The organism is Serratia sp. CY40230 (assembly GCF_052168835.1).
Taxonomy (GTDB): domain Bacteria; phylum Pseudomonadota; class Gammaproteobacteria; order Enterobacterales; family Enterobacteriaceae; genus Serratia; species Serratia nematodiphila.
Genome location: NZ_JBJNLX010000003.1, coordinates 606,145 through 625,221, shown reverse-complemented (window position 1 = coordinate 625,221; position 19,077 = coordinate 606,145). Strand labels below are relative to the sequence as shown.

At 58.6% G+C, this 19,077-nt stretch carries 17 protein-coding genes; 2 read left to right on the top strand and 15 right to left on the bottom strand.

What is annotated here, in order from left to right; translation table 11 throughout:
- Nucleotides 1-18: 18 nt before the first annotated feature.
- From rnhB to rpsB, 15 genes are all read right to left on the bottom strand, one after another.
- Nucleotides 19-612, bottom strand: a complete 594-nt coding sequence (gene rnhB / locus ACJ8IJ_RS14540) for a ribonuclease HII (protein WP_049187689.1) — start codon at nucleotides 610-612, stop codon at nucleotides 19-21.
- Nucleotides 609-1,757: a lipid-A-disaccharide synthase gene (lpxB, locus tag ACJ8IJ_RS14535; protein ID WP_049187688.1), complete on the bottom strand. Its 1,149-nt coding sequence runs from the start codon at nucleotides 1,755-1,757 to the stop codon at nucleotides 609-611. Before lpxB ends, rnhB begins: the two co-directional genes overlap by 4 nt.
- A 3-nt stretch (nucleotides 1,758-1,760) precedes the next feature.
- The gene (gene lpxA / locus ACJ8IJ_RS14530; protein ID WP_004931964.1) at nucleotides 1,761-2,549 is read right to left on the bottom strand and encodes an acyl-ACP--UDP-N-acetylglucosamine O-acyltransferase; all 789 of its coding nucleotides are present in this window, start codon (nucleotides 2,547-2,549) and stop codon (nucleotides 1,761-1,763) included.
- 3 nt (nucleotides 2,550-2,552) lie between these two features.
- On the bottom strand, nucleotides 2,553-3,008 hold the full coding sequence (gene fabZ, locus ACJ8IJ_RS14525; protein WP_004931962.1) for a 3-hydroxyacyl-ACP dehydratase FabZ: 456 nt from the start codon (nucleotides 3,006-3,008) through the stop codon (nucleotides 2,553-2,555).
- Between the two features lie 160 nt (nucleotides 3,009-3,168).
- Nucleotides 3,169-4,191: a UDP-3-O-(3-hydroxymyristoyl)glucosamine N-acyltransferase gene (gene lpxD / locus ACJ8IJ_RS14520; protein ID WP_442518650.1), complete on the bottom strand. Its 1,023-nt coding sequence runs from the start codon at nucleotides 4,189-4,191 to the stop codon at nucleotides 3,169-3,171.
- Nucleotides 4,192-4,194: 3 nt separating this feature from the next.
- On the bottom strand, nucleotides 4,195-4,692 hold the full coding sequence (gene skp, locus ACJ8IJ_RS14515; RefSeq protein ID WP_004931958.1) for a molecular chaperone Skp: 498 nt from the start codon (nucleotides 4,690-4,692) through the stop codon (nucleotides 4,195-4,197).
- Nucleotides 4,693-4,848: 156 nt separating this feature from the next.
- A complete protein-coding gene (gene bamA / locus ACJ8IJ_RS14510) occupies nucleotides 4,849-7,275 on the bottom strand; it encodes an outer membrane protein assembly factor BamA (protein ID WP_004931955.1) in 2,427 nt (808 codons plus the stop codon).
- A gap of 35 nt (nucleotides 7,276-7,310) precedes the next feature.
- A complete protein-coding gene (gene rseP, locus ACJ8IJ_RS14505; RefSeq protein ID WP_004931952.1) occupies nucleotides 7,311-8,666 on the bottom strand; it encodes a sigma E protease regulator RseP in 1,356 nt (451 codons plus the stop codon).
- Between the two features lie 27 nt (nucleotides 8,667-8,693).
- Entirely contained in the window at nucleotides 8,694-9,536 is an 843-nt protein-coding gene (gene cdsA / locus ACJ8IJ_RS14500; RefSeq protein WP_004931949.1) for a phosphatidate cytidylyltransferase, read from the bottom strand.
- 9 nt (nucleotides 9,537-9,545) lie between these two features.
- Complete coding sequence (gene ispU, locus ACJ8IJ_RS14495; RefSeq protein WP_033632249.1) at nucleotides 9,546-10,304, bottom strand: (2E,6E)-farnesyl-diphosphate-specific ditrans,polycis-undecaprenyl-diphosphate synthase; 759 nt, start codon at nucleotides 10,302-10,304, stop codon at nucleotides 9,546-9,548.
- Between the two features lie 277 nt (nucleotides 10,305-10,581).
- Entirely contained in the window at nucleotides 10,582-11,778 is a 1,197-nt protein-coding gene (gene ispC, locus ACJ8IJ_RS14490) for a 1-deoxy-D-xylulose-5-phosphate reductoisomerase (protein WP_049187687.1), read from the bottom strand.
- A gap of 157 nt (nucleotides 11,779-11,935) precedes the next feature.
- The gene (frr, locus tag ACJ8IJ_RS14485) at nucleotides 11,936-12,493 is read right to left on the bottom strand and encodes a ribosome recycling factor (protein WP_004931943.1); all 558 of its coding nucleotides are present in this window, start codon (nucleotides 12,491-12,493) and stop codon (nucleotides 11,936-11,938) included.
- Nucleotides 12,494-12,611: 118 nt separating this feature from the next.
- Nucleotides 12,612-13,337 (bottom strand): UMP kinase, encoded by a 726-nt coding sequence (pyrH, locus tag ACJ8IJ_RS14480; RefSeq protein ID WP_004931940.1) that lies wholly within the window; start codon nucleotides 13,335-13,337, stop codon nucleotides 12,612-12,614.
- Nucleotides 13,338-13,485: 148 nt separating this feature from the next.
- Nucleotides 13,486-14,337, bottom strand: a complete 852-nt coding sequence (gene tsf, locus ACJ8IJ_RS14475) for a translation elongation factor Ts (protein WP_004931939.1) — start codon at nucleotides 14,335-14,337, stop codon at nucleotides 13,486-13,488.
- Nucleotides 14,338-14,466: 129 nt separating this feature from the next.
- The gene (rpsB, locus tag ACJ8IJ_RS14470; RefSeq protein WP_004931937.1) at nucleotides 14,467-15,192 is read right to left on the bottom strand and encodes a 30S ribosomal protein S2; all 726 of its coding nucleotides are present in this window, start codon (nucleotides 15,190-15,192) and stop codon (nucleotides 14,467-14,469) included.
- Nucleotides 15,193-15,537: 345 nt separating this feature from the next.
- Between rpsB and map the strand changes: the two genes are divergently transcribed.
- Nucleotides 15,538-16,332 (top strand): type I methionyl aminopeptidase, encoded by a 795-nt coding sequence (gene map, locus ACJ8IJ_RS14465; protein ID WP_004931936.1) that lies wholly within the window; start codon nucleotides 15,538-15,540, stop codon nucleotides 16,330-16,332.
- 73 nt (nucleotides 16,333-16,405) lie between these two features.
- Nucleotides 16,406-19,060 carry a bifunctional uridylyltransferase/uridylyl-removing protein GlnD gene (glnD, locus tag ACJ8IJ_RS14460; RefSeq protein WP_004931933.1) on the top strand — a complete coding sequence of 885 codons (2,655 nt, stop codon included), beginning with the start codon at nucleotides 16,406-16,408 and terminating at the stop codon, nucleotides 19,058-19,060.
- The last annotated feature ends 17 nt before the right edge of the window (nucleotides 19,061-19,077 follow it).

The following is a 19,077-nucleotide window of genomic DNA, read 5'->3' as shown; positions in this document are numbered from 1 at the left end:
GCCGGTCAGGCTCGCAGACTACAGCGCCAGCGCTCTTTTCACCGGCGCGAAACTGCGGCGATGATGCTCGGTGGCGCCCAGCGCGGCCAGCCGCTCCAGGTGGAAGGCGGTCGGGTAGCCTTTATGCTGCGCGAAACCGTAGTCCGGGTACTCGCTGTCCAGCTCGGCCATTTCGCGATCGCGCGTGACCTTCGCCAGAATGGACGCCGCGCTGATCTCCGCCACGCGGCTGTCGCCCTTCACCACCGCCTGCGAACGCATCGGCAAGCTCGGGCAACGGTTACCGTCGATTAAAACCATGTCCGGCGCGATATGCAACCCGGCCACCGCGCGCTGCATCGCCAACATGGTGGCGTGCAAAATGTTCAGCTGGTCGATTTCCGCCGGTTCGGCGCGCCCCAGGCTCCAGGAGAGCGCCTTGGCGACGATTTCGTCATACAGCGTCAGGCGGCGTTTTTCACTGAGTTTCTTGGAGTCCGCCAGACCGACGATCGGCTGCGCCGGATCGAGGATCACGGCGGCGGTGACCACCGCGCCGACCAACGGGCCGCGGCCCACTTCGTCCACACCGGCAATCAGCGTGGCAGCGGGATAGATAAAGGGTTCAATCATGCTTTCGCCAGCTCCAACACAGCCTGAGCGGCCTGTTCGTCCGCACCGCAACGGATGCTTTGGTGCAAGGTAAGGAAAGTCTGTTTCAGCGCGTCGGTTTCCGGGCTCTCTTCCAGCAGCGGCATCACGGCGGCGGCCAGTTTGTCCGGCACGCAGTCATGCTGCAACAGCTCGGTGACGATCTCCCGCCCCGCCAGCAGATTCGGCAGCGAAACGTAAGGCGTTTTTACCAGCTTCTGCGCCAGCCAGAAAGTGAACGGCTTCATGCGATAGCCCACCACCATCGGGCACTTGGCCAGCATGCACTCCAGAGCCGCCGTACCGGATGCCAGCAGCGCCGCGTCGCTGGCGATCATCGCTTCGCGCCCCTGCCCGTTCAGCAGGTGTACGGTCAAATCCGGTGCAACCTCGGCCTTGATGCGCTCAAACTGCTCGCGCCGTTTGGCGTTGACCAGCGGCACCACCACTTCCAGCTCGGGATAACGGGTGCGCAGCAGCTGCGCGGTTTTGAGGAAATCGGCGCTCAGCATCTCGACTTCGGCGCCGCGGCTGCCCGGCAGCAAGGCCAGACAGCGCGCCTGCGGAGCGATGCCAAGCTGAGCGCGCGCCGCCAGCCGGTCGGGCTGCAACGGCATGGCGTCCGCCATAGTGTGGCCAATAAACCGGCAAGGCACGTTGAAACGATCGTAAAACGCTTTTTCGAAAGGGAGAAAGGCCAGCACCAAATCGGTGGCTTTGCCTATTTTGAAAACGCGCTTTTGCCGCCAGGCCCACACGGAAGGGCTGACATAGTGGATGGTGCGAATGCCGCGCTGCTTGAGGCGGCCTTCCAGCGTGATGTTGAAGTCCGGCGCGTCGATGCCGACAAACACGTCCGGCCGCAGCTCATCGAAGCGGCGGGTAAGATCCTTGCGGATCTTCAACAGGCGTGGCAAACGCTCGAGCACTTCCACCACGCCCATGACCGCCAGCTCTTCCATTTCGTACCAGGCTTCGCAGCCTTCGGCCTGCATCAGCGGGCCGGCGACGCCTACGAAACGCGCGTCGGGGATCTGCGCCTTGAGCGCACGGATCAAGCCGGCGCCGAGAATGTCACCGGAGGTTTCTCCGGCGACCAGTCCGATAGTCAATGGACGATTCGACATAACTCAGCGAATGATGCCACGGGTGGAACGGGTGAAGAAATCGAGGTATTGCTGCACCACCGGCTGTTCTTTGGCCAGGGCTTCGATTTCCGCTTTCGCTTCATCCAGCGTTTTCTCGCTGCGATACAGGATTTTGTAGGCGTTGCGGATTGCCTGCATTTCATCCTTGTCAAAACCGCGGCGCTTCAGGCCGACCGCGTTGACGCCGAACGGCGTAGCGTGGTTGCCCTGAGCGATGACGAAAGGAGGCACGTCCTGAGCGACACCGGAACAACCGCCTACCATCACATGCGCGCCGATAATGCAGAACTGGTGGATCGCCGTCATGCCGCCGATGATGGCGTGATCGTCGATTTCCACATGCCCCGCCAGCGTGGCGTTGTTGGCCAGCACGCAAGCATTGCCGACCACGCAATCGTGGGCGACGTGCACGTTGACCATCAGCAGGTTGTCGTTGCCCACTTTAGTCAGGCCGGTACCCTGCGCGGTGCCGCGATGAATGGTCACGCTTTCGCGGATGCGGTTGCGATCGCCCACTTCAACGCGCGTCGGTTCGCCCGCGTATTTCAGATCCTGATTCACTTCGCCGATAGAGGCGAACTGATAAATCTGATTATCGCAGCCAATCTTGGTAATGCCGTTCACCACCACGTGGGATTTCAGCACCGTGCCGGCGCCGATTTCCACCTGGGAGCCGACGTAGCAGAAAGGGCCGATATGCACGTTGGCGCCGATCACGGCGCCTTCTTCGACTATCGCGCTAGGATGGATAAAGGCGGTTTGGTCAATCACGGATTAAGCCTCCCGGCTGCGGGCACACATCATGGTTGCTTCGCAGACAATTTTACCGTCAACGGTCGCCACGCCTTTGAAGCGAGTCAGACCGCGGCGAGTTTTCTCGAAGGTGACTTCCATGACCATCTGATCGCCTGGCACCACAGGGCGCTTGAAGCGTGCTTCGTCGATACCGGCGAAGTAATACAGCTCGCCCGGCTCCAGTTTGCCGACGCTTTTAAACGCCAGAATACCGGTGGCCTGCGCCATGGCTTCCAGGATCAATACGCCTGGGAAAATCGGTTTGCCAGGGAAATGGCCCTGGAAAAACGGTTCATTCACCGATACGTTCTTCACCGCACGCAGATATTTGTGCTCTTCAAACTCGAGGACGCGGTCGACCAGCAAGAACGGGTAACGGTGAGGAAGCAGATCCAAAATTTCTGCAATATCCAGAGTATGAGTGTCAGTAGTCAAAATACTCTTCCTGTCTCTAAAAACTGATGGCATCAACAACACGGCCTGCGCTGACCCCAAAAGGAGATCATCATGCAGGCCGCAAATTAACATCTCTTTGCGCTTTTGGTCTCACGACCAACGCGTTTCGTTTTGTACCCGCCAGGGCGGGCGGCAATGATTAGTCTTTTCCGACTTTACGTTCGACAGCTTTCAAGCGTTTGCTGATCTCATCGATATTCATCACCAACGCAGCGGTTTTACGCCAAACCTTGTTAGGCTGCAACGGAATGCCCGAAGAGTATACCCCAGGTTCGGTGATTGGTCGCATAACCATTCCCATTCCGGTAACAACAACCTTGTCGGCAATCTCCATGTGACCGTTGATCACGCTGGCACCGCCGATCTGGCAGTAGCGGCCGATTTTCAGGCTGCCGGCCATGATCACACCGCCGGCGACGGCGGTATTGTCGCCAATCACGACGTTATGTGCAATCTGACATTGGTTGTCGATGATAACACCATTCCCGATTTGGGTGTTATCCAAAGCGCCGCGGTCAATGGTGGTGCAAGCGCCGATTTCGACGCGATCGCCGATAATCACCGAGCCCAACTGAGGGATTTTGATCCATTCGCCGCGCTCGTTCGCATAGCCGAAACCGTCCGCGCCAATCACGGTGCCGGACTGGATCAGGCAGCGCTGGCCGATTTCAACCGCATGATAAATTGTGACATTCGCCCACAGACGCGTTCCCGCGCCGATGCGTGCGTGTTTGCCGATGAAGCAGCCCGGGCCGATAACCACGTTATCGCCAAGCACCGCACCCGACTCGATCACCGCGTTCGCTCCAATGGCGACGTTCTGCCCCAGCTGCGCTTCAGGCGAGATCACCGCGCTTGGCGCGATATCCTGCGCTGGTGCCGGCGTAGTGTCCATCAGTTGCGCCATGCGCGCGTAGGTCAGATAAGGGTTTTTAACCACCAGCGCCGCAGCACGGCAGTGTGGTAAATCCGCTTCGGTAAGCACCACGGCGCTTGCCTGGCAGGAAGACAGCTGCTCTTGATAGCGGCTGTTTGACAAAAACGTGATTTGGCCAGGCTGTGCCGAATGCATAGAAGCAATGCCGGTGATGACGAGATCGCCATCACCGTGCAATTGTGCATCCAACTGCTGCGCTAAATCAGCCAGTCGAATTGAAAGCATGTGTTATTTAACCTGTTTCAGCACGTCAGCAGTGATATCTTTGGAAGAGTCTGCATAGGCAACGGCGTTGGCGTCGATCACCACGTCATAACCGCCTTTGCTGGCGACAGATTTCACCGCGTCCTGAATACGGCTCAGGATCTTGTTACGTTCTTCCATCTGGCGACGGCGGTTGTCCTGCTCGAAAGCCTGGGCTTTCTGAGAGAACTGCTCGCGTTGCGCCATCACGTCTTTTTCCAACTTGCTGCGGTCGCTGGCTTTCATGGTAGCGCCGTCACGCTGCAGACGTTGCATTTTGGTCTGCAGGCTACGTTCCATGTTCTGGAGTTCGCTTGCACGGCCTTTAAACTCGTTTTCCAGCTGTTTAGCGACCGCTTCGCGGGCCGGCAGCTGTTGGAAAATGCTGGAGACGTTAACGACAGCGATCTTATCTGCTGCCTGAACGCCAGCTGAAGCAGCCATTGCTAAACCGAGGCCTGCGGCACACAACCACTTTTTCACTATAAACTCCTTACCATCACCCATTTGTGTCATATGACACTGAAGTACACAATTTGCCAGACTTGTCCCACCAAACAATGAGAATCATCTCCCTCTGCCGGCGGGCGCCTGGCCATTGCGATTCTTAATAACTGTTATGCCCAGAGGCGAGACCCGTTACCAGGTCTTACCGATGTTAAACTGGAACTGTTCGGACTTGTCGCCTTCGTATTTCTTGATCGGGTTGGCGTAAGAGAACACCAATGGCCCCAATGGCGACATCCACTGCAGCGCGATACCGGCGGAAGAACGAATATTGCTGGCCTTGCTGTAGTCCGGCACGCCGTACATCAGCGTTTCGTCGGTATTCTTCCACTTGGTATCCCACACGGTACCGGCATCGATGAACAGCGAGGTCCGCACCGAGTTGGCGTATTTCTCGCTGATGAACGGCGTCGGGGTGATCAGCTCCAGGCTGGCGACCGCCATGGCGTTACCGCCCACCGCGTCATCCGAGCTACAAATGCTCTGACGCGAGGTCGTACTGCCGGCGTTGAACTGACACTGGTACGAGTTGGAGTTGTAGTACACCGCCTTCGGACCAATGGTGTTGGACTGGAAGCCGCGCACGGTGCTCGAACCACCGGCGTAGAAGTTCTCGTAGAACGGCATTTCCTTGCCGCCCAACCCATCCGCGTAACCCAGACGGCCACGGCCCAACAGCACCCAGGTGCGATCGTCGTTGATCGGCACGTACTGTACGCTGTCCAGCGTCACCTTGTAGTATTCGTTGTCCGAGCCCGGAATGGTGACCTTACCGTTCAACGTGGTGCGGTTACCCGAGGTCGGGAAGTAGCCGCGGTCCAGGTTGTTGTAGGTCCAGCCCAGGTTCAGCGTAAAGTCGTCGGTCGAGTAGCTGGCGCGATCGGTTTTGTTCGCATCCACGCCCATCGAGTCGAGGTAACGCCACATGGCGATCTGCGGCTGCATGTTCGACAGGCCGTTGTGGACGTAGCCCAGGCCGGTACGCAACGAGTTGTTTTCGTTGATCGGGAAGCCCAGCGTGCCGTCGATACCGTAACTCTTGTTGGTATAGTCCGACAGATCCGCGTCATCCGCCTTAAAGTCGTTGTAGAAGATGCGGCCGCCCAGGCTCACACCGTCAACGGTGAAGTACGGGTTGGTGACCGACAGTTCGGTATAGGTCTGATAGTCGTTCTTGGTGCCGCTGATGCCGACCGAGTAGCCGGTACCCAACCAGTTATCCTGCTGCACGCCCGCCTGGAAGCTGACGCCGCTCTCGGTGCCGTAACCGACGCCGAAGTTGAAGGTACCGGTGTTGCGTTCTTTCACCTTGTAGGTCACATCGACCTGATCGGCGGTGCCCGGCACGCGCTGGGTTTCCACGTCAACCGTTTCGAAGTAGCCCAGACGGTTCAGACGCTCTTTGCCCTGCTCGACCTGCTCGTTGCCGAGCCAGGCGCCTTCCATCTGGCGCATTTCGCGACGCAGTACGGAATCCTTGCTGGTGTCGTTGCCTTCGAACTTGATGCGACGCACGTAGAAGCGGTTGCCCGCGTCAACGTTGACGTGCAGTTTGACGGTTTTATCCGCGTCGTTGATCTCAGGCTGAGTGCCGACGCGCGGGTAGGCGTAACCATAACGGCCCAACATCGTTTTGATGTTGTCTTCCATTTTGGTCACCTTGCTGCCGTTGTACAGCTCGCCTGGCTCGATTTTGGTGATCTGAGCGACTTCCGCCGAGTGGCCGGCCAGATTGCCGTTCACGACAACATCGGAAAGCTTGTACTGCTCGCCTTCGGTGATGTTGATGGTGATGTAGATGCCTTTTTTATCCGGCGTCAGGCTCACCTGGGTAGAATCGATGTTGAAGCGGGCATAGCCGCGATCCAGATAGAAGCTGCGCAGGGTTTCGAGATCGCCCGCCAGTTTTTGCTTCTGGTATTTGCGATCGCCGACCAGGTTCCACCATGGCACTTCGTCACGCAGTTGGAAGCGTGAGATCAGTTCGTCGTTGGTGAAGGCATGGTTGCCGACGATGTTGATTTGTTGAATCTTGGCGGAGACCCCTTCCGTGAACACCAGCTTCAGGTCGACACGGTTGCGCGGCAACGGCGTGACTACGGCTTTCACCGAGGCGCTGTATTTACCGACGCTGTAGTAGAAGTCTTCCAGCCCTTTTTCAATGCTGGAGATCGTGGTGCGGTCGAGCGCCTCGCCCACCCGGACGCCGGAGGCTTCCAGGTTCTGCTTGAGCATGTCATCCTTCACCGACTTGTTGCCGGAGAAAGTGATGCTGGCGATGGTAGGACGTTCCTTCACCTGCACGATCAAGGTATTACCATCGCGCAGCACGCGCACGTCCTCGAAGTTGCCGGTGGCAAACAAGGCACGGATGGTATTACTGATGTCATCGTCAGTGACGGTATCGCCGACGCGAACCGGCATGTTGAGTAACGCCGCACCGACGGCGACTCGCTGCAGGCCTTCGAAATGAATGTCTTTCACTACGAACCCGTCTGCACCGTATACGGTGGCGCTGCCAAACAGCAGCGACGCTATGAGCAACTTTTTCATCGCCATCGTTGTTATGCGTTCTTCCTAACCTATCCCCGCCCCTAAAGGCGGGAAAAATCATTGAAAAGTGCAAGACCCATCAACAACACCAGCACGATCGAACCTATGCGGTAGCTGTAGTCCTGTACTCGCTCGGAAACCGGCCCACCCTTCAGCTTTTCTATCGCCAGGAAGAGGAGATGCCCACCATCTAACACCGGTAATGGGAACAGGTTGATGATACCCAGGTTGACGCTAATCAACGCCAGGAACATCAGATAATACACGAACCCGACTCCGGCTGACGCCCCAGCTCCCTGTGCAATCGAGATCGGGCCACTCAGGTTGTTCAGCTTTACATCACCGGTTATTAATTTGCCCAGCATGTTGACCGTCAGCCGCATCAGCTGCCAGGTCTTGTCGCCGGCCTGATACAGCGCCGGGAACGGTCCATACTGGCGAATCGTTTTATACTCGTCCGGCAGCGGCAGCACTTTTGGAATGATGCCTGCAAACCCCACCGATTTGTCTTTTCCCACCGGCTTTGTATCCGGTATCAGCGTCAAAGACAAGGGGGCGCCGTTTCTTTCAATCTCCAAAGCCAGCGGTTGCCCCGGGCCATCGTGGATACGCTTCACCAGCGTCTGCCAACGACCCAACGGCTGACCATCGACTTTAACGATCCTGTCCCCCGCTTGTAAACCCGCCTTTTGCGCCGCCGAGTTAGGCTGCACTTCCGCCAACACGGATTCGATCTGCGGGCCGCGCGGCATAATGCCCAGCGCGACAACGGGATCCTGCTTGTCCGGTTCAAAGTTCCACTGGCGCAAGTCCAGGGTTTTGGTCACCACCTGCGAAGAGCCGAACGGCGCTACGCCGACTTCGGTTTGCGCATCGCCAATCTTCGCCACCAGCGCCAGACGAACTGACTCCCAATCAGGCGTTTCGATGCCGTCAACCGACTTTAGTTCCATGCCAGACGAAATTTCGGCCTTGGCGGCGATGGATTGCGGCGCGATTTCGCCGATCACCGGGCGGAAACTCGGCACGCCGATGATGAACACCAACCAATAGGCAAGGATAGCAAACAGGAAGTTGGCGATGGGGCCGGCGCTGATGATGGCCGCGCGCTGCCAGACGGTTTTGTTGTTGAAGGCCTGATGGCGCATTTCCGGCGCCACCGACTCCACGCGCTCGTCCAGCATCTTCACGTAGCCACCGAGCGGAATCAAAGCGATGACGTACTCGGTGCCCTGGCGATCGGTGCGGCGCCACAGCGCCCGGCCGAAGCCGATGGAGAAGCGTTCAACGCGCACGCCGCAACGACGGGCAACCCAAAAGTGTCCGAACTCGTGCACGGTAATCAAAATACCGAGCGCAATCAGAAACGCCACCAGGTTCCAAAGCACGCTGACCATCATCCCTCACTTTCCGTCATTGACGGATTAAAACACCAACAGCATCAGGCAGGCAAACACCGGCACCGCCGCGGTCAGGCTGTCGATACGATCCAGTATGCCGCCGTGACCGGGAATCAAATGACCGCTGTCCTTGATGCCCGCTTCGCGTTTGAACATGCTTTCGGTCAAATCGCCCAGCACCGAAGCCAGCGCGGCGATCACCGAACAGGCCAGCAGCGTGGTCGGCACCACGTTCAGCGGCGCGTAGCGGCCGAACAGCCAGGAAATAACCGCCGATGTCAGCAGTCCGCCGATCAACCCTTCCCAGGTTTTACCCGGCGAGACCTTCGGCGCCAGCTTATGCTTGCCGAACAGCTTGCCGAACATATAGGCGCCGGAATCCGCGCCCCACACCAGCAGCATCACGTACAGCAGCCACCAGGCGCCGGTAAACGGGTTTTGCTCATAGCCGAACTGGCGCAGCGCCAGCATGCCCCAAAAAAACGGCACGATGGTCAGCAGGCCGAACAGCAGGCGCAGCGGGCGCGAATTGCGCCAGATGGCGGCCGAGCCAGGGTAAAACAGCACCAGCAGCAGCGCCGCCAGCCACCAGGCCAGCGACAGCCACAGCGAGCCGCTTACCTGCGGCACGGATTGATGGTAGGCGGGAACGCTGAGCATCATCAGCGCCAGCAGAAAACCGCACAGTATCGCCAGCCAGATGCGCTGCGAACGGGAGGTAAAACCGGCCAGTTGGCCCCACTCCCAGGCTGCTAACATGCACACGACGAGCGTTACCAGAGCAAAGGCCAGCGGCGGCAACAGGAACAGCGCCGCGATAACGATCGGGATTAAAATCAGAGCAGTTATGAGGCGATACTTCAGCAAAAGTTCTCCCTAGGACGCATCGGCGCCGATAGGTGTTGTTCCCCCGAAGCGGCGCTCACGTTGTGCAAATGCATTCAGCGCACCTTCAAAGACAAGTTCATCGAAATCAGGCCAGAGCACATCAGTAAAGTAAAGTTCAGCATAGGCGATTTGCCACAGCAGGAAGTTACTGATGCGATGCTCGCCACCGGTGCGGATAACCAGATCCACCGGCGCCAGGTCGCTCATGCAAACCCGTTCGCTCAATAATTCCTCGCTGATCTGATCCGGGTGCAACTCCCCGCCCCGTACCTGCTCGGCCAGTTCCCTTACTCCCTGAATGATATCCCAACGGCCGCCGTAGTTGGCAGCGATATTGAGCGTCAGGCCATCGTTATTTTCCGTCAGTGTTTCAGAGCGGCGGATCCGCTCCTGCAAACGCGCGCTGAACCGGCTAATATCGCCGATTACCCGCAACCTGACGTTATGTTTATGCAGGCTTTTTACTTCACTATCCAAAGCGCGGACAAAAAGCTCCATCAGGGCAGAGACTTCCTGCACCGGACGGTTCCAGTTTTCGCTGCTGAAGGCATAAAGCGTGAGTGCATCTAAATGGTGGCTGGCGGCAAAACTGACCGCGCGGCGAACCGATTTCACCCCTGCTTTATGACCGAAGACACGTAACTTGCCCTGACGTTTGGCCCAGCGTCCGTTACCGTCCATGATAATGGCGACATGGCGCGGCCCCGGGGAAGATGGATTAGCCTCTTGTTGGTTTGCGGACGACATAACTCGTACTTATTTCCTCAATAGAAATATAACTGCCTTTCCGGAACATCAGACCCTTACGCGCAAAAAAAGCCGTGTGCCCGACACGGCTTTCAGCCTGCCCTCGCGATACCCGACGCAGCCGGGTCGCCATTGGCGCACAAGGCGCCAATCGAGCCATAATTCAACGGTATAACCGCTGACAGGTGGCGCAGACTATACCACCTCAGCGGGGCATGAACAAACGGCCCCGCGGCGGCACGCGCGAATTACGAGCAAAATCGGATAATCGCCGTGATCAGCCGCACAACGCGCGAACGCGTTCCTCGGCGGCGGCGCGCGCCTGGCGGTCAATGTCTAAGACCGCTTCGATGCTGGTCGGTTCCTGCAGCGCGAGACGCTCCACCACCTGGCGATTGACCGCCGCAATGTCGGTAAAGCGAATCTGCTGCTGCAAAAATGCCGCCACGGCGATTTCATTGGCCGCGTTCAGCGCGGTGGTCGCCGCCTGGCCGGCCTCGAACGCTTCGATCGCCAAATACAGGCAAGGATAACGTTCGCGTTCCGGTTCAGCGAAGGTCAGCGAACCGATGCGGCAGAAGTCCAGCGCTTCCACGCCGGAGTTCACGCGCTGCGGATACGCCATCGCGTGGGCGATCGGCGTGCGCATATCCGGCGTACCCAGCTGCGCCAGCACGCTGCCGTCGGCATAGCGCACCATCGAGTGAATCACCGACTGCGGGTGCAGGATCACTTCCATTTGCTCGGCCGAGGCGTTAAACAGCCAGCGGGCCTCAATGTATTCCAGACCTTTGTTCATCATGGTGGCGGAATCCACCGAGATCTTGCGCCCCATCGACCAGTTCGGGTGGGCGCAGGCTTGATCCGGCGTCATCGCGGCGAACTGTTCCAGCGGCGTGGTGCGGAACGGGCCGCCGGAGCCGGTAAGTACGATGCGCGAAACACCATGACTGTCCAGTGAAGAGTATCCCAACTGGCGCTGAATACTCTCAGGCAAACTCTGAAAAATCGCGTTGTGCTCGCTGTCGAGCGGCAGCAGTTGCGCCTGGCTTTGCCGCACCGCGTCCATAAACAGGCGGCCGCAGGTGACCAGCGACTCTTTGTTGGCCAGCAGCACCTGCTTGCCTGCACGGATCGCCGCCAGCGTCGGCAACAGCCCCGCAGCGCCAACGATGGCCGCCGTCACTTGATCGACGTCGTCCAAAGCCGCCAGTTCGCAGGCCGCTTGCTCCCCGGCCAATACCTCGGTAGCGACGCCGTTTTCCGCCAGAATGGCGCGCAGCTCGCGGGCGGCGCTTTCATCCGCCATCGCGGCGAAGGCGGGCCGGAATTCGATGCATTGCTGCGCCATAACCGCGACGTTGCGGCCGGCCACCAACGCTTTGATCGCAAAACGCTCGGGATTCGCCCTGACCACGGCCAGGGTGCTGGTCCCTACCGAGCCGGTCGAGCCAAGAATGGTCAGTTGCTTCATGAGTTCACTCTGAATAACTGTCTGATGAGATCGGAGGTGCTCCAGTGTGGAACCTTGGACAGCGCTTGTCCATGATCTTTCAGTACGATGAAACGGGATCTGCGCCACAAAAAACAAAGCGCCGCCCAGGCGACGCTTTTTTTCTGCGCGATGCTGATTAGAAATCCATCAGCTCTTTTTCTTTCTCCGCCAACGCGGCGTCGACCAGCTTGATGTAAGCGTCGGTCATTTTCTGAATCTCGTCTTGTGAACGACGTTCTTCGTCTTCGCTGATCTCTTTGTCTTTCAGCAGCGCCTTGACCTTGTCGTTGGCGTCGCGACGCACGTTACGCACCGCTACGCGGCCCTGTTCGGCTTCACCGCGTACGATCTTGATCAGATCCTTACGGCGTTCTTCGGTCAGCGGAGGCAGCGGAACGCGAATGTCAGAACCGGCGGAAGACGGGTTAAGGCCCAGATCGGAGCTCATGATCGCTTTCTCAACGGCCTGGCTCAGGCTGCGGTCGAACACGTTGATTTTCAGCGTGCGGGAGTCTTCCACGGTCACGTTGGCCAGTTGACGCAGCGGCGTAGCGGCGCCGTAGTATTCCACCATGATGCCGTCCAGAATGCTTGGCGAAGCGCGGCCGGTGCGGATCTTGCTGATTTGGTTTTTGAATGCTTCTACGCTTTTTTCCATGCGTGAATCAGCATCTTTTCTGATTTCATTAGTCACGTTGCAAACCCTTGGAAGCTGGTTACTTGGCAGGCGATACTCAAGTATAGCCCGTAATCGTACTCGGAGAGCGCGCGGCGCCTGGCGTCACGCGCTCCGAAAAGGGGTGTGAACAGCCTTATTTGCTGATCAGCGTACCTTCGTTCTCACCCATCACCACGCGGCGCAGCGCGCCAGGCTTGTTCATGTTGAACACGCGGATCGGCAGACCGTGATCGCGAGCCAGCGTAAACGCCGCCAGATCCATCACTTTCAGCTCGCGCTCCAGCACGTCCTGATAGGTTAATTGTTCATACAGCGTCGCATCCGGGTTTTTCACCGGATCGGCGGAGTAGACGCCATCCACTTTGGTGGCTTTCAGCACCACGTCCGCTTCGATCTCGATGCCGCGCAGGCAAGCAGCGGAATCGGTGGTGAAGAACGGGTTGCCGGTACCGGCGGAGAAGATCACCACGCGGTTGTTGCGCAGCAGGCTGATCGCCTCTGCCCAGCTGTAATTGTCACACACGCCGTTCAGCGGGATCGCCGACATCAGGCGGGCGTTCACATAGGCACGGTGCAGTGCATCACGCATAGCCAGGCCGTTCATCACGGTAGCCAGCATTCCCATGTGGTCGCCCACTACGCGGTTCATGCCGGCTTGCGCCAGGCCCGCGCCGCGGAACAGGTTCCCGCCGCCAATAACTACACCGACCTGAATTCCCAGTTCGACCAGCTCTTTCACTTCCTGAGCCATGCGATCCAAAACGCTGGCGTCGATACCAAAACCTTCTGCACCTTGCAGGGCTTCGCCACTCAGTTTAAGCAGAATACGCTGATATACGGGTTTTGCATTGGTTGCCATGGTGTTCTGTCCTAAGAAGCAGTATTAGTATTGGGGATTTCAGCCGATGAAACGCGCCTGAGGTGAGTATCACGCTGCAGGGCTTGCCACCGGTGTAATTCTGGCTGGATAGTATGGAACCGCCAGACGGCGGTTCCATCGACAGTCATTAAGACTGTTTGCTCATCGCGGCAACTTCAGCAGCGAAGTCGGTTTCGACTTTCTCGATGCCTTCGCCCACTTCGAAGCGAATGAAGTTGGTCACGTCAGCGTTGTGCTCTTTCAGCACCTGAGCAACGGATTTGCTCGGATCCATAACGAAAGGCTGACCGGTCAGAGAAACTTCGCCGGTGAATTTCTTCATGCGGCCTTCAACCATTTTCTCTGCGATTTCTTTCGGCTTGCCGGACTGCATGGCGATGTCCAGCTGAACCTGGTACTCTTTTTCTACCACTTCAGCAGACACGTCTTCTGGCTTCACGAACTCTGGCTTGCTCGCCGCAACGTGCATTGCGATTTGCTTAACCAGCTCTTCATCAGCGCCTTTAGCCGCAACCAGAACGCCGATACGCGCGCCGTGCAGGTAGCTGCCCAGCACTTCGCCTTCCAGGGAAGCAACGCGACGAATGTTGATGTTTTCGCCGATTTTTGCCACCAGCGCTACGCGCTCTTCTTCGAACTGTGCTTTCAGCACGTCAACGTCAGTGATTTTGCCAGCCATAGCGGCATCCAGCACTTTGTCGGCGAACGCCTGGAAACCAGCGTCTTTTGCTACGAAGTCAGTCTGGCAGTTAACTTCCAGAATGATGCCGTAGTTGCCTTCGATCTTGGTTTTGATCACGCCGTCAGCAGCCACGTTGCCTGCTTTTTTAGCGGCTTTGATCGCACCGGACTTACGCATGTTTTCGATTGCCAGTTCGATGTCGCCGTTGGATTCAACCAGCGCCTTCTTGCAATCCATCATGCCAGCGCCGGTACGCTCGCGCAGTTCTTTTACCAGGGCAGCGGTAATATCAGCCATTTCTTTTTCCTCGGTTATCTCGCGTGGAGACAGTTCTCATTCAGATAAGCAAAGGGGGCCTTAACAGGCCCCCCTAACCAACATATGTCAATACCTGGTTAATAAGGGCTCAGTGACGAGCTTGCCTTATTATTCAGCTTCTACGAAGCCTTCTTCCGCCTGAACGGCCAGATCTTGAGAACGACCTTCACGCACAGCGGCAGCAACGGCAGTCAGGTACAGGTTTACTGCACGGATTGCGTCGTCGTTACCAGGGATGATGAAGTCAACGCCGTCTGGGTTAGAGTTGGTATCAACGATAGAGAATACCGGGATACCCAGGTTGTTGGCTTCTTTGATCGCGATGTGTTCGTGATCGGCATCGATAACGAACAGTGCGTCTGGCAGGCCGCCCATGTCTTTGATACCGCCCAGGGAGTTTTCCAGCTTGGCCAGTTCACGAGTGCGCATCAGCGCTTCTTTCTTGGTCAGCTTGTCCAGGGTGCCGTCTTGAGACTGGATTTCCAGATCTTTCAAACGTTTGATGGACTGACGAACGGTTTTCCAGTTAGTCAGCATGCCGCCCAACCAGCGGTGGTTCACGAAGAACTGGTCACAGCTGTTAGCAGCGTCTTTTACCGCTTCGCTTGCTGCGCGCTTGGTACCAACGAACAGGATCTTGCCTTTACGGGAAGAGATCTTGGTCAGTTCAGCCAGAGCGGCGTTGAACATTGGTACGGTCTGCTCCAGGTTGATGATGTGAACCTTGTTACGAGCGCCGAAGATGAAAGGCTTCATTTTCGGGTTCCAGTAACGGGTCTGGTGACCAAAGTGAACACCAGCCTTGAGCATGTCGCGCATGGAAACAGTTGCCATGATTAAACCTCTATAGATTAATTGGGGTTATGCCTCCACGTATCCCATAACGCCGACCCTGGCGGCGACAAGTCACCTCAGGGCACCCCGGCGGATGTGCCGATACGTGTGTGTTATTTACACAAAATGAGTGCAGTTAAAGTATTTTCGGCCGATTCCCGCCAGGCCACAAGAACCAAGTCGCGGATCGCCGGCGCGCTTTATACCATAAACCCGCCGCCGACACCAACTTTTGTTGCGTTTCGCCGGGCGTCAGGAAATGAAATTTGGCAGCCCCCGGCCGGGCTGATACCATAAGTCACTGCTTCTTATTGTCGACGATAACGACACCTGCGGACGAATTTCATGGCAATCTCAATTAAAACACCTGATGACATCCAAAAAATGCGCGTGGCCGGCCGCCTGGCCGCCGAAGTGCTGGAGATCATCGAGCCGCACGTCAAACCTGGCGTGACCACCGGCGAACTGGACCGTATCTGTCACGAGTACATCACCAACGAGCAGCAGGCCATCTCCGCCTGCCTCGGCTACCACGGCTTCCCGAAATCCGTGTGCATCTCGGTGAACGAAGTGGTGTGCCACGGCATCCCGAGCGACGACAAAACGCTGAAAGACGGCGACATCGTCAACATCGACGTGACCGTGATTAAAGACGGTTTCCACGGCGACACCTCGAAGATGTTCATCGTCGGCAAACCGACCATTCTGGGCGAGCGCCTGTGCCGCGTCACTCAGGAAAGCCTGTATCTGGCGCTGAAGATGGTCAAACCGGGCATCCGTCTGCGCACCCTGGGCAAGGCCATCCAGCAATTCGTCGAGGCCGAGAAATTCTCCGTGGTGCGCGAGTACTGCGGCCACGGCATCGGCGAAGTGTTCCATGAAGAGCCGCAGGTGCTGCACTATGACGCGGACGACGGCGGCGTGGTGCTGCAGGCGGGCATGGCCTTCACCATCGAACCGATGGTCAACGCCGGCGACTACCGCATCCGCACCATGAAAGACGGCTGGACGGTAAAAACCAAAGATCGCAGCTTGTCGGCGCAGTATGAGCATACTATTGTGGTCACTGATAACGGCTGCGAGATAATGACGTTGCGCAAGGATGACACCATCCCCAACATCATTACGCACGAGATGTAAGCACTGCGGCGCACGCCGCGTGCAGAATGTCACCAGGCCGGCTTATGCCGGCCTTTTTTATGGGCTGCGCACTATGTCTGACAATCTCCTTCAACCGGCTGTGCCGATGCCGCCCGCCTCTCCCAGCGTCTACGGCGACGACGAGCTCACCTGCCCGCTGCTGAAACAGCGGCTGGAGCAGTTCCAGCTGTGGCTGGCGGCGGCGTTCGACGCCGGATCCAGCGCCGAAAGCCTGGTGGCGGCGCGCAGCGACTTCATCGATCGCCTGCTGCGCCGGCTGTGGACGTTCTACGGCTTTGAAGATATCCCGGAAACCGCGCTGGTGGCGGTCGGCGGCTACGGCCGCGGCGAGCTGCATCCGCTGTCGGATATCGACGTGCTGGTGCTCAGCCAGCGCCGGCTGACGGAGCAACAGTCGCAGCGGGTCGGCGAATTCATCACTCTGCTGTGGGATCTCAAACTGGAAGTGGGCCACAGCGTGCGCACCCTGGAAGAGTGTCTGCTGGAAGGGCTGGCGGATCTGACCGTGGCCACCAACCTGATCGAATCGCGCATGATCTGCGGCGACGTTGCGCTGTTCCTGCAGATGCAAAAACATATCTTCAGCGACGGCTTTTGGCCTTCGCCGCAGTTCTTCCACGCCAAGATCAGCGAGCAACAGGAGCGTCATCAGCGCTACCACGGCACCAGCTATAACCTGGAACCGGATATCAAAAGCAGCCCCGGTGGCCTGCGTGACATCCACACGCTGCTGTGGGTGGCGCGTCGCCACTTCGGCGCCACCTCGCTGGACGAAATGGTCGGCTTCGGTTTCCTCACCCAGGCCGAGCGCAACGAGCTGAACGAATGCCAGAGCTTCCTGTGGCGCATCCGCTTTGCGCTGCATCTGGTGCTGCCGCGTTACGACAACCGTCTGCTGTTCGATCGTCAGCTCAGCGTGGCGCAGCTGCTGCGCTATGAAGGCGAAGGCAACGAGCCGGTCGAGCGCATGATGAAAGACTTCTACCGCATGACGCGGCGCGTCAGCGAGCTGAACCACATGCTGCTGCAGCTGTTCGACGAAGCCATCCTGGCGCTGGACGCCACCGAAAAGCCGCGCCCGCTGAACGACGATTTCCAGCTGCGCGGCGATCTGATCGATCTGCGCGACGAAACGCTGTTCATCCGCGAGCCGCAAGCCATCATGCGCATGTTCTACCTGATGGTGCGCAACCGCGAGATCAAAGGCATTTACTCCACCACCGTGCGCCAGCTGCGCCACGCGCGCCGCCACCTGAAACAGCCGCTGTGCACCATCCCGGAAGCGCGCGATCTGTTTATGGCCATCCTGCGCCACCCCGGCGCGGTGTCGCGCGCGCTGGTGCCGATGCACCGTCACAGCGTGCTGTGGGCCTATATGCCGCAGTGGGGCAAGATCGTCGGGCAGATGCAGTTCGACCTGTTCCACGCCTATACCGTCGACGAACACACCATCCGCGTGCTGCAGAAGCTGGAGAGCTTCGCCGAGCCTGAAACCCGGCCGCGCCATCCGCTGTGCGTGGAGCTGTACCCGCGCCTGCCGCACCCGGAACTGCTGCTGCTGGCGGCCTTGTTCCACGATATCGCCAAAGGGCGCGGCGGCGATCACTCGATCCTCGGCGCGGAAGACGTGGTGGAGTTCGCCGAACTGCACGGCCTCAACTCGCGAGAAACCCAGCTGGTGGCCTGGCTGGTGCGCTGCCACCTGCTGATGTCGGTTACCGCGCAGCGCCGCGATATTCAGGATCCGACGGTGATCCAGCAGTTCAGCAGCGAAGTACAGAGCGAAACCCGCCTGCGCTATCTGGTGTGTCTGACGGTGGCGGATATCTGCGCCACCAACGAAACCCTGTGGAACAGCTGGAAACAGAGCCTGCTGCGCGAGCTGTATTTCGCCACCGAAAAACAGCTGCGCCGCGGCATGCAAAACAGCCCTGACCTGCGCGAACGCGTGCGCCACCATCGCCTGCAGGCGCTGGCGCTGCTGCGCATGGACAACATCGACGAAGAGGCGCTGCACCGCATCTGGAGCCGCTGCCGCGCCGATTACTTCCTGCGCCACTCGCCGAATCAGCTGGCCTGGCACGCCCGCCACCTGCTGGCCCACGACTCCACCCAGCCGCTGGTGCTGGTCAGCCGCCAGGCGACGCGCGGCGGCACCGAGATCTTCATCTGGAGCCCGGATCGCCCTTACCTGTTCGCCGCCGTCGCCGGAGAGATGGATCGCCGCAACCTGAGCGTGCACGACGCGCAGATCTTCACCAACCGCGACGGTATGGCGATGGACACCTTTATTGTGCTGGAGCCGGACGGTAGCCCGCTGGCGCAGGATCGCCACGCGGCGATCCGCCAGGCGCTGCTGCAGGCCATCACCCAGCGGGAGTACCAGCCGCCGCGCGTGCGCCGCCCCTCTTCCAAGCTGCGCCACTTCAGCGTGCCGACCGAGGTCACCTTCCTGCCGACCCATACCGATCGCCGCAGCTACCTGGAGCTGACCGCGCTCGACCAACCTGGCCTGCTGGCGCGGGTGGGCGAAGTGTTCGCCGATCTGGGGCTGTCGCTGCACGGCGCGCGCATTTCCACCATCGGCGAGCGGGTCGAGGATTTGTTCATCCTAGCCGACGGCGAGCGGCGCGCGCTCGACCAAGAAACGCGCAGAAAGTTGGAGCAACGGTTGACAGAGGCCCTCACCCCAAACGATAAAATGTGATACAAGTAACTTTTTAC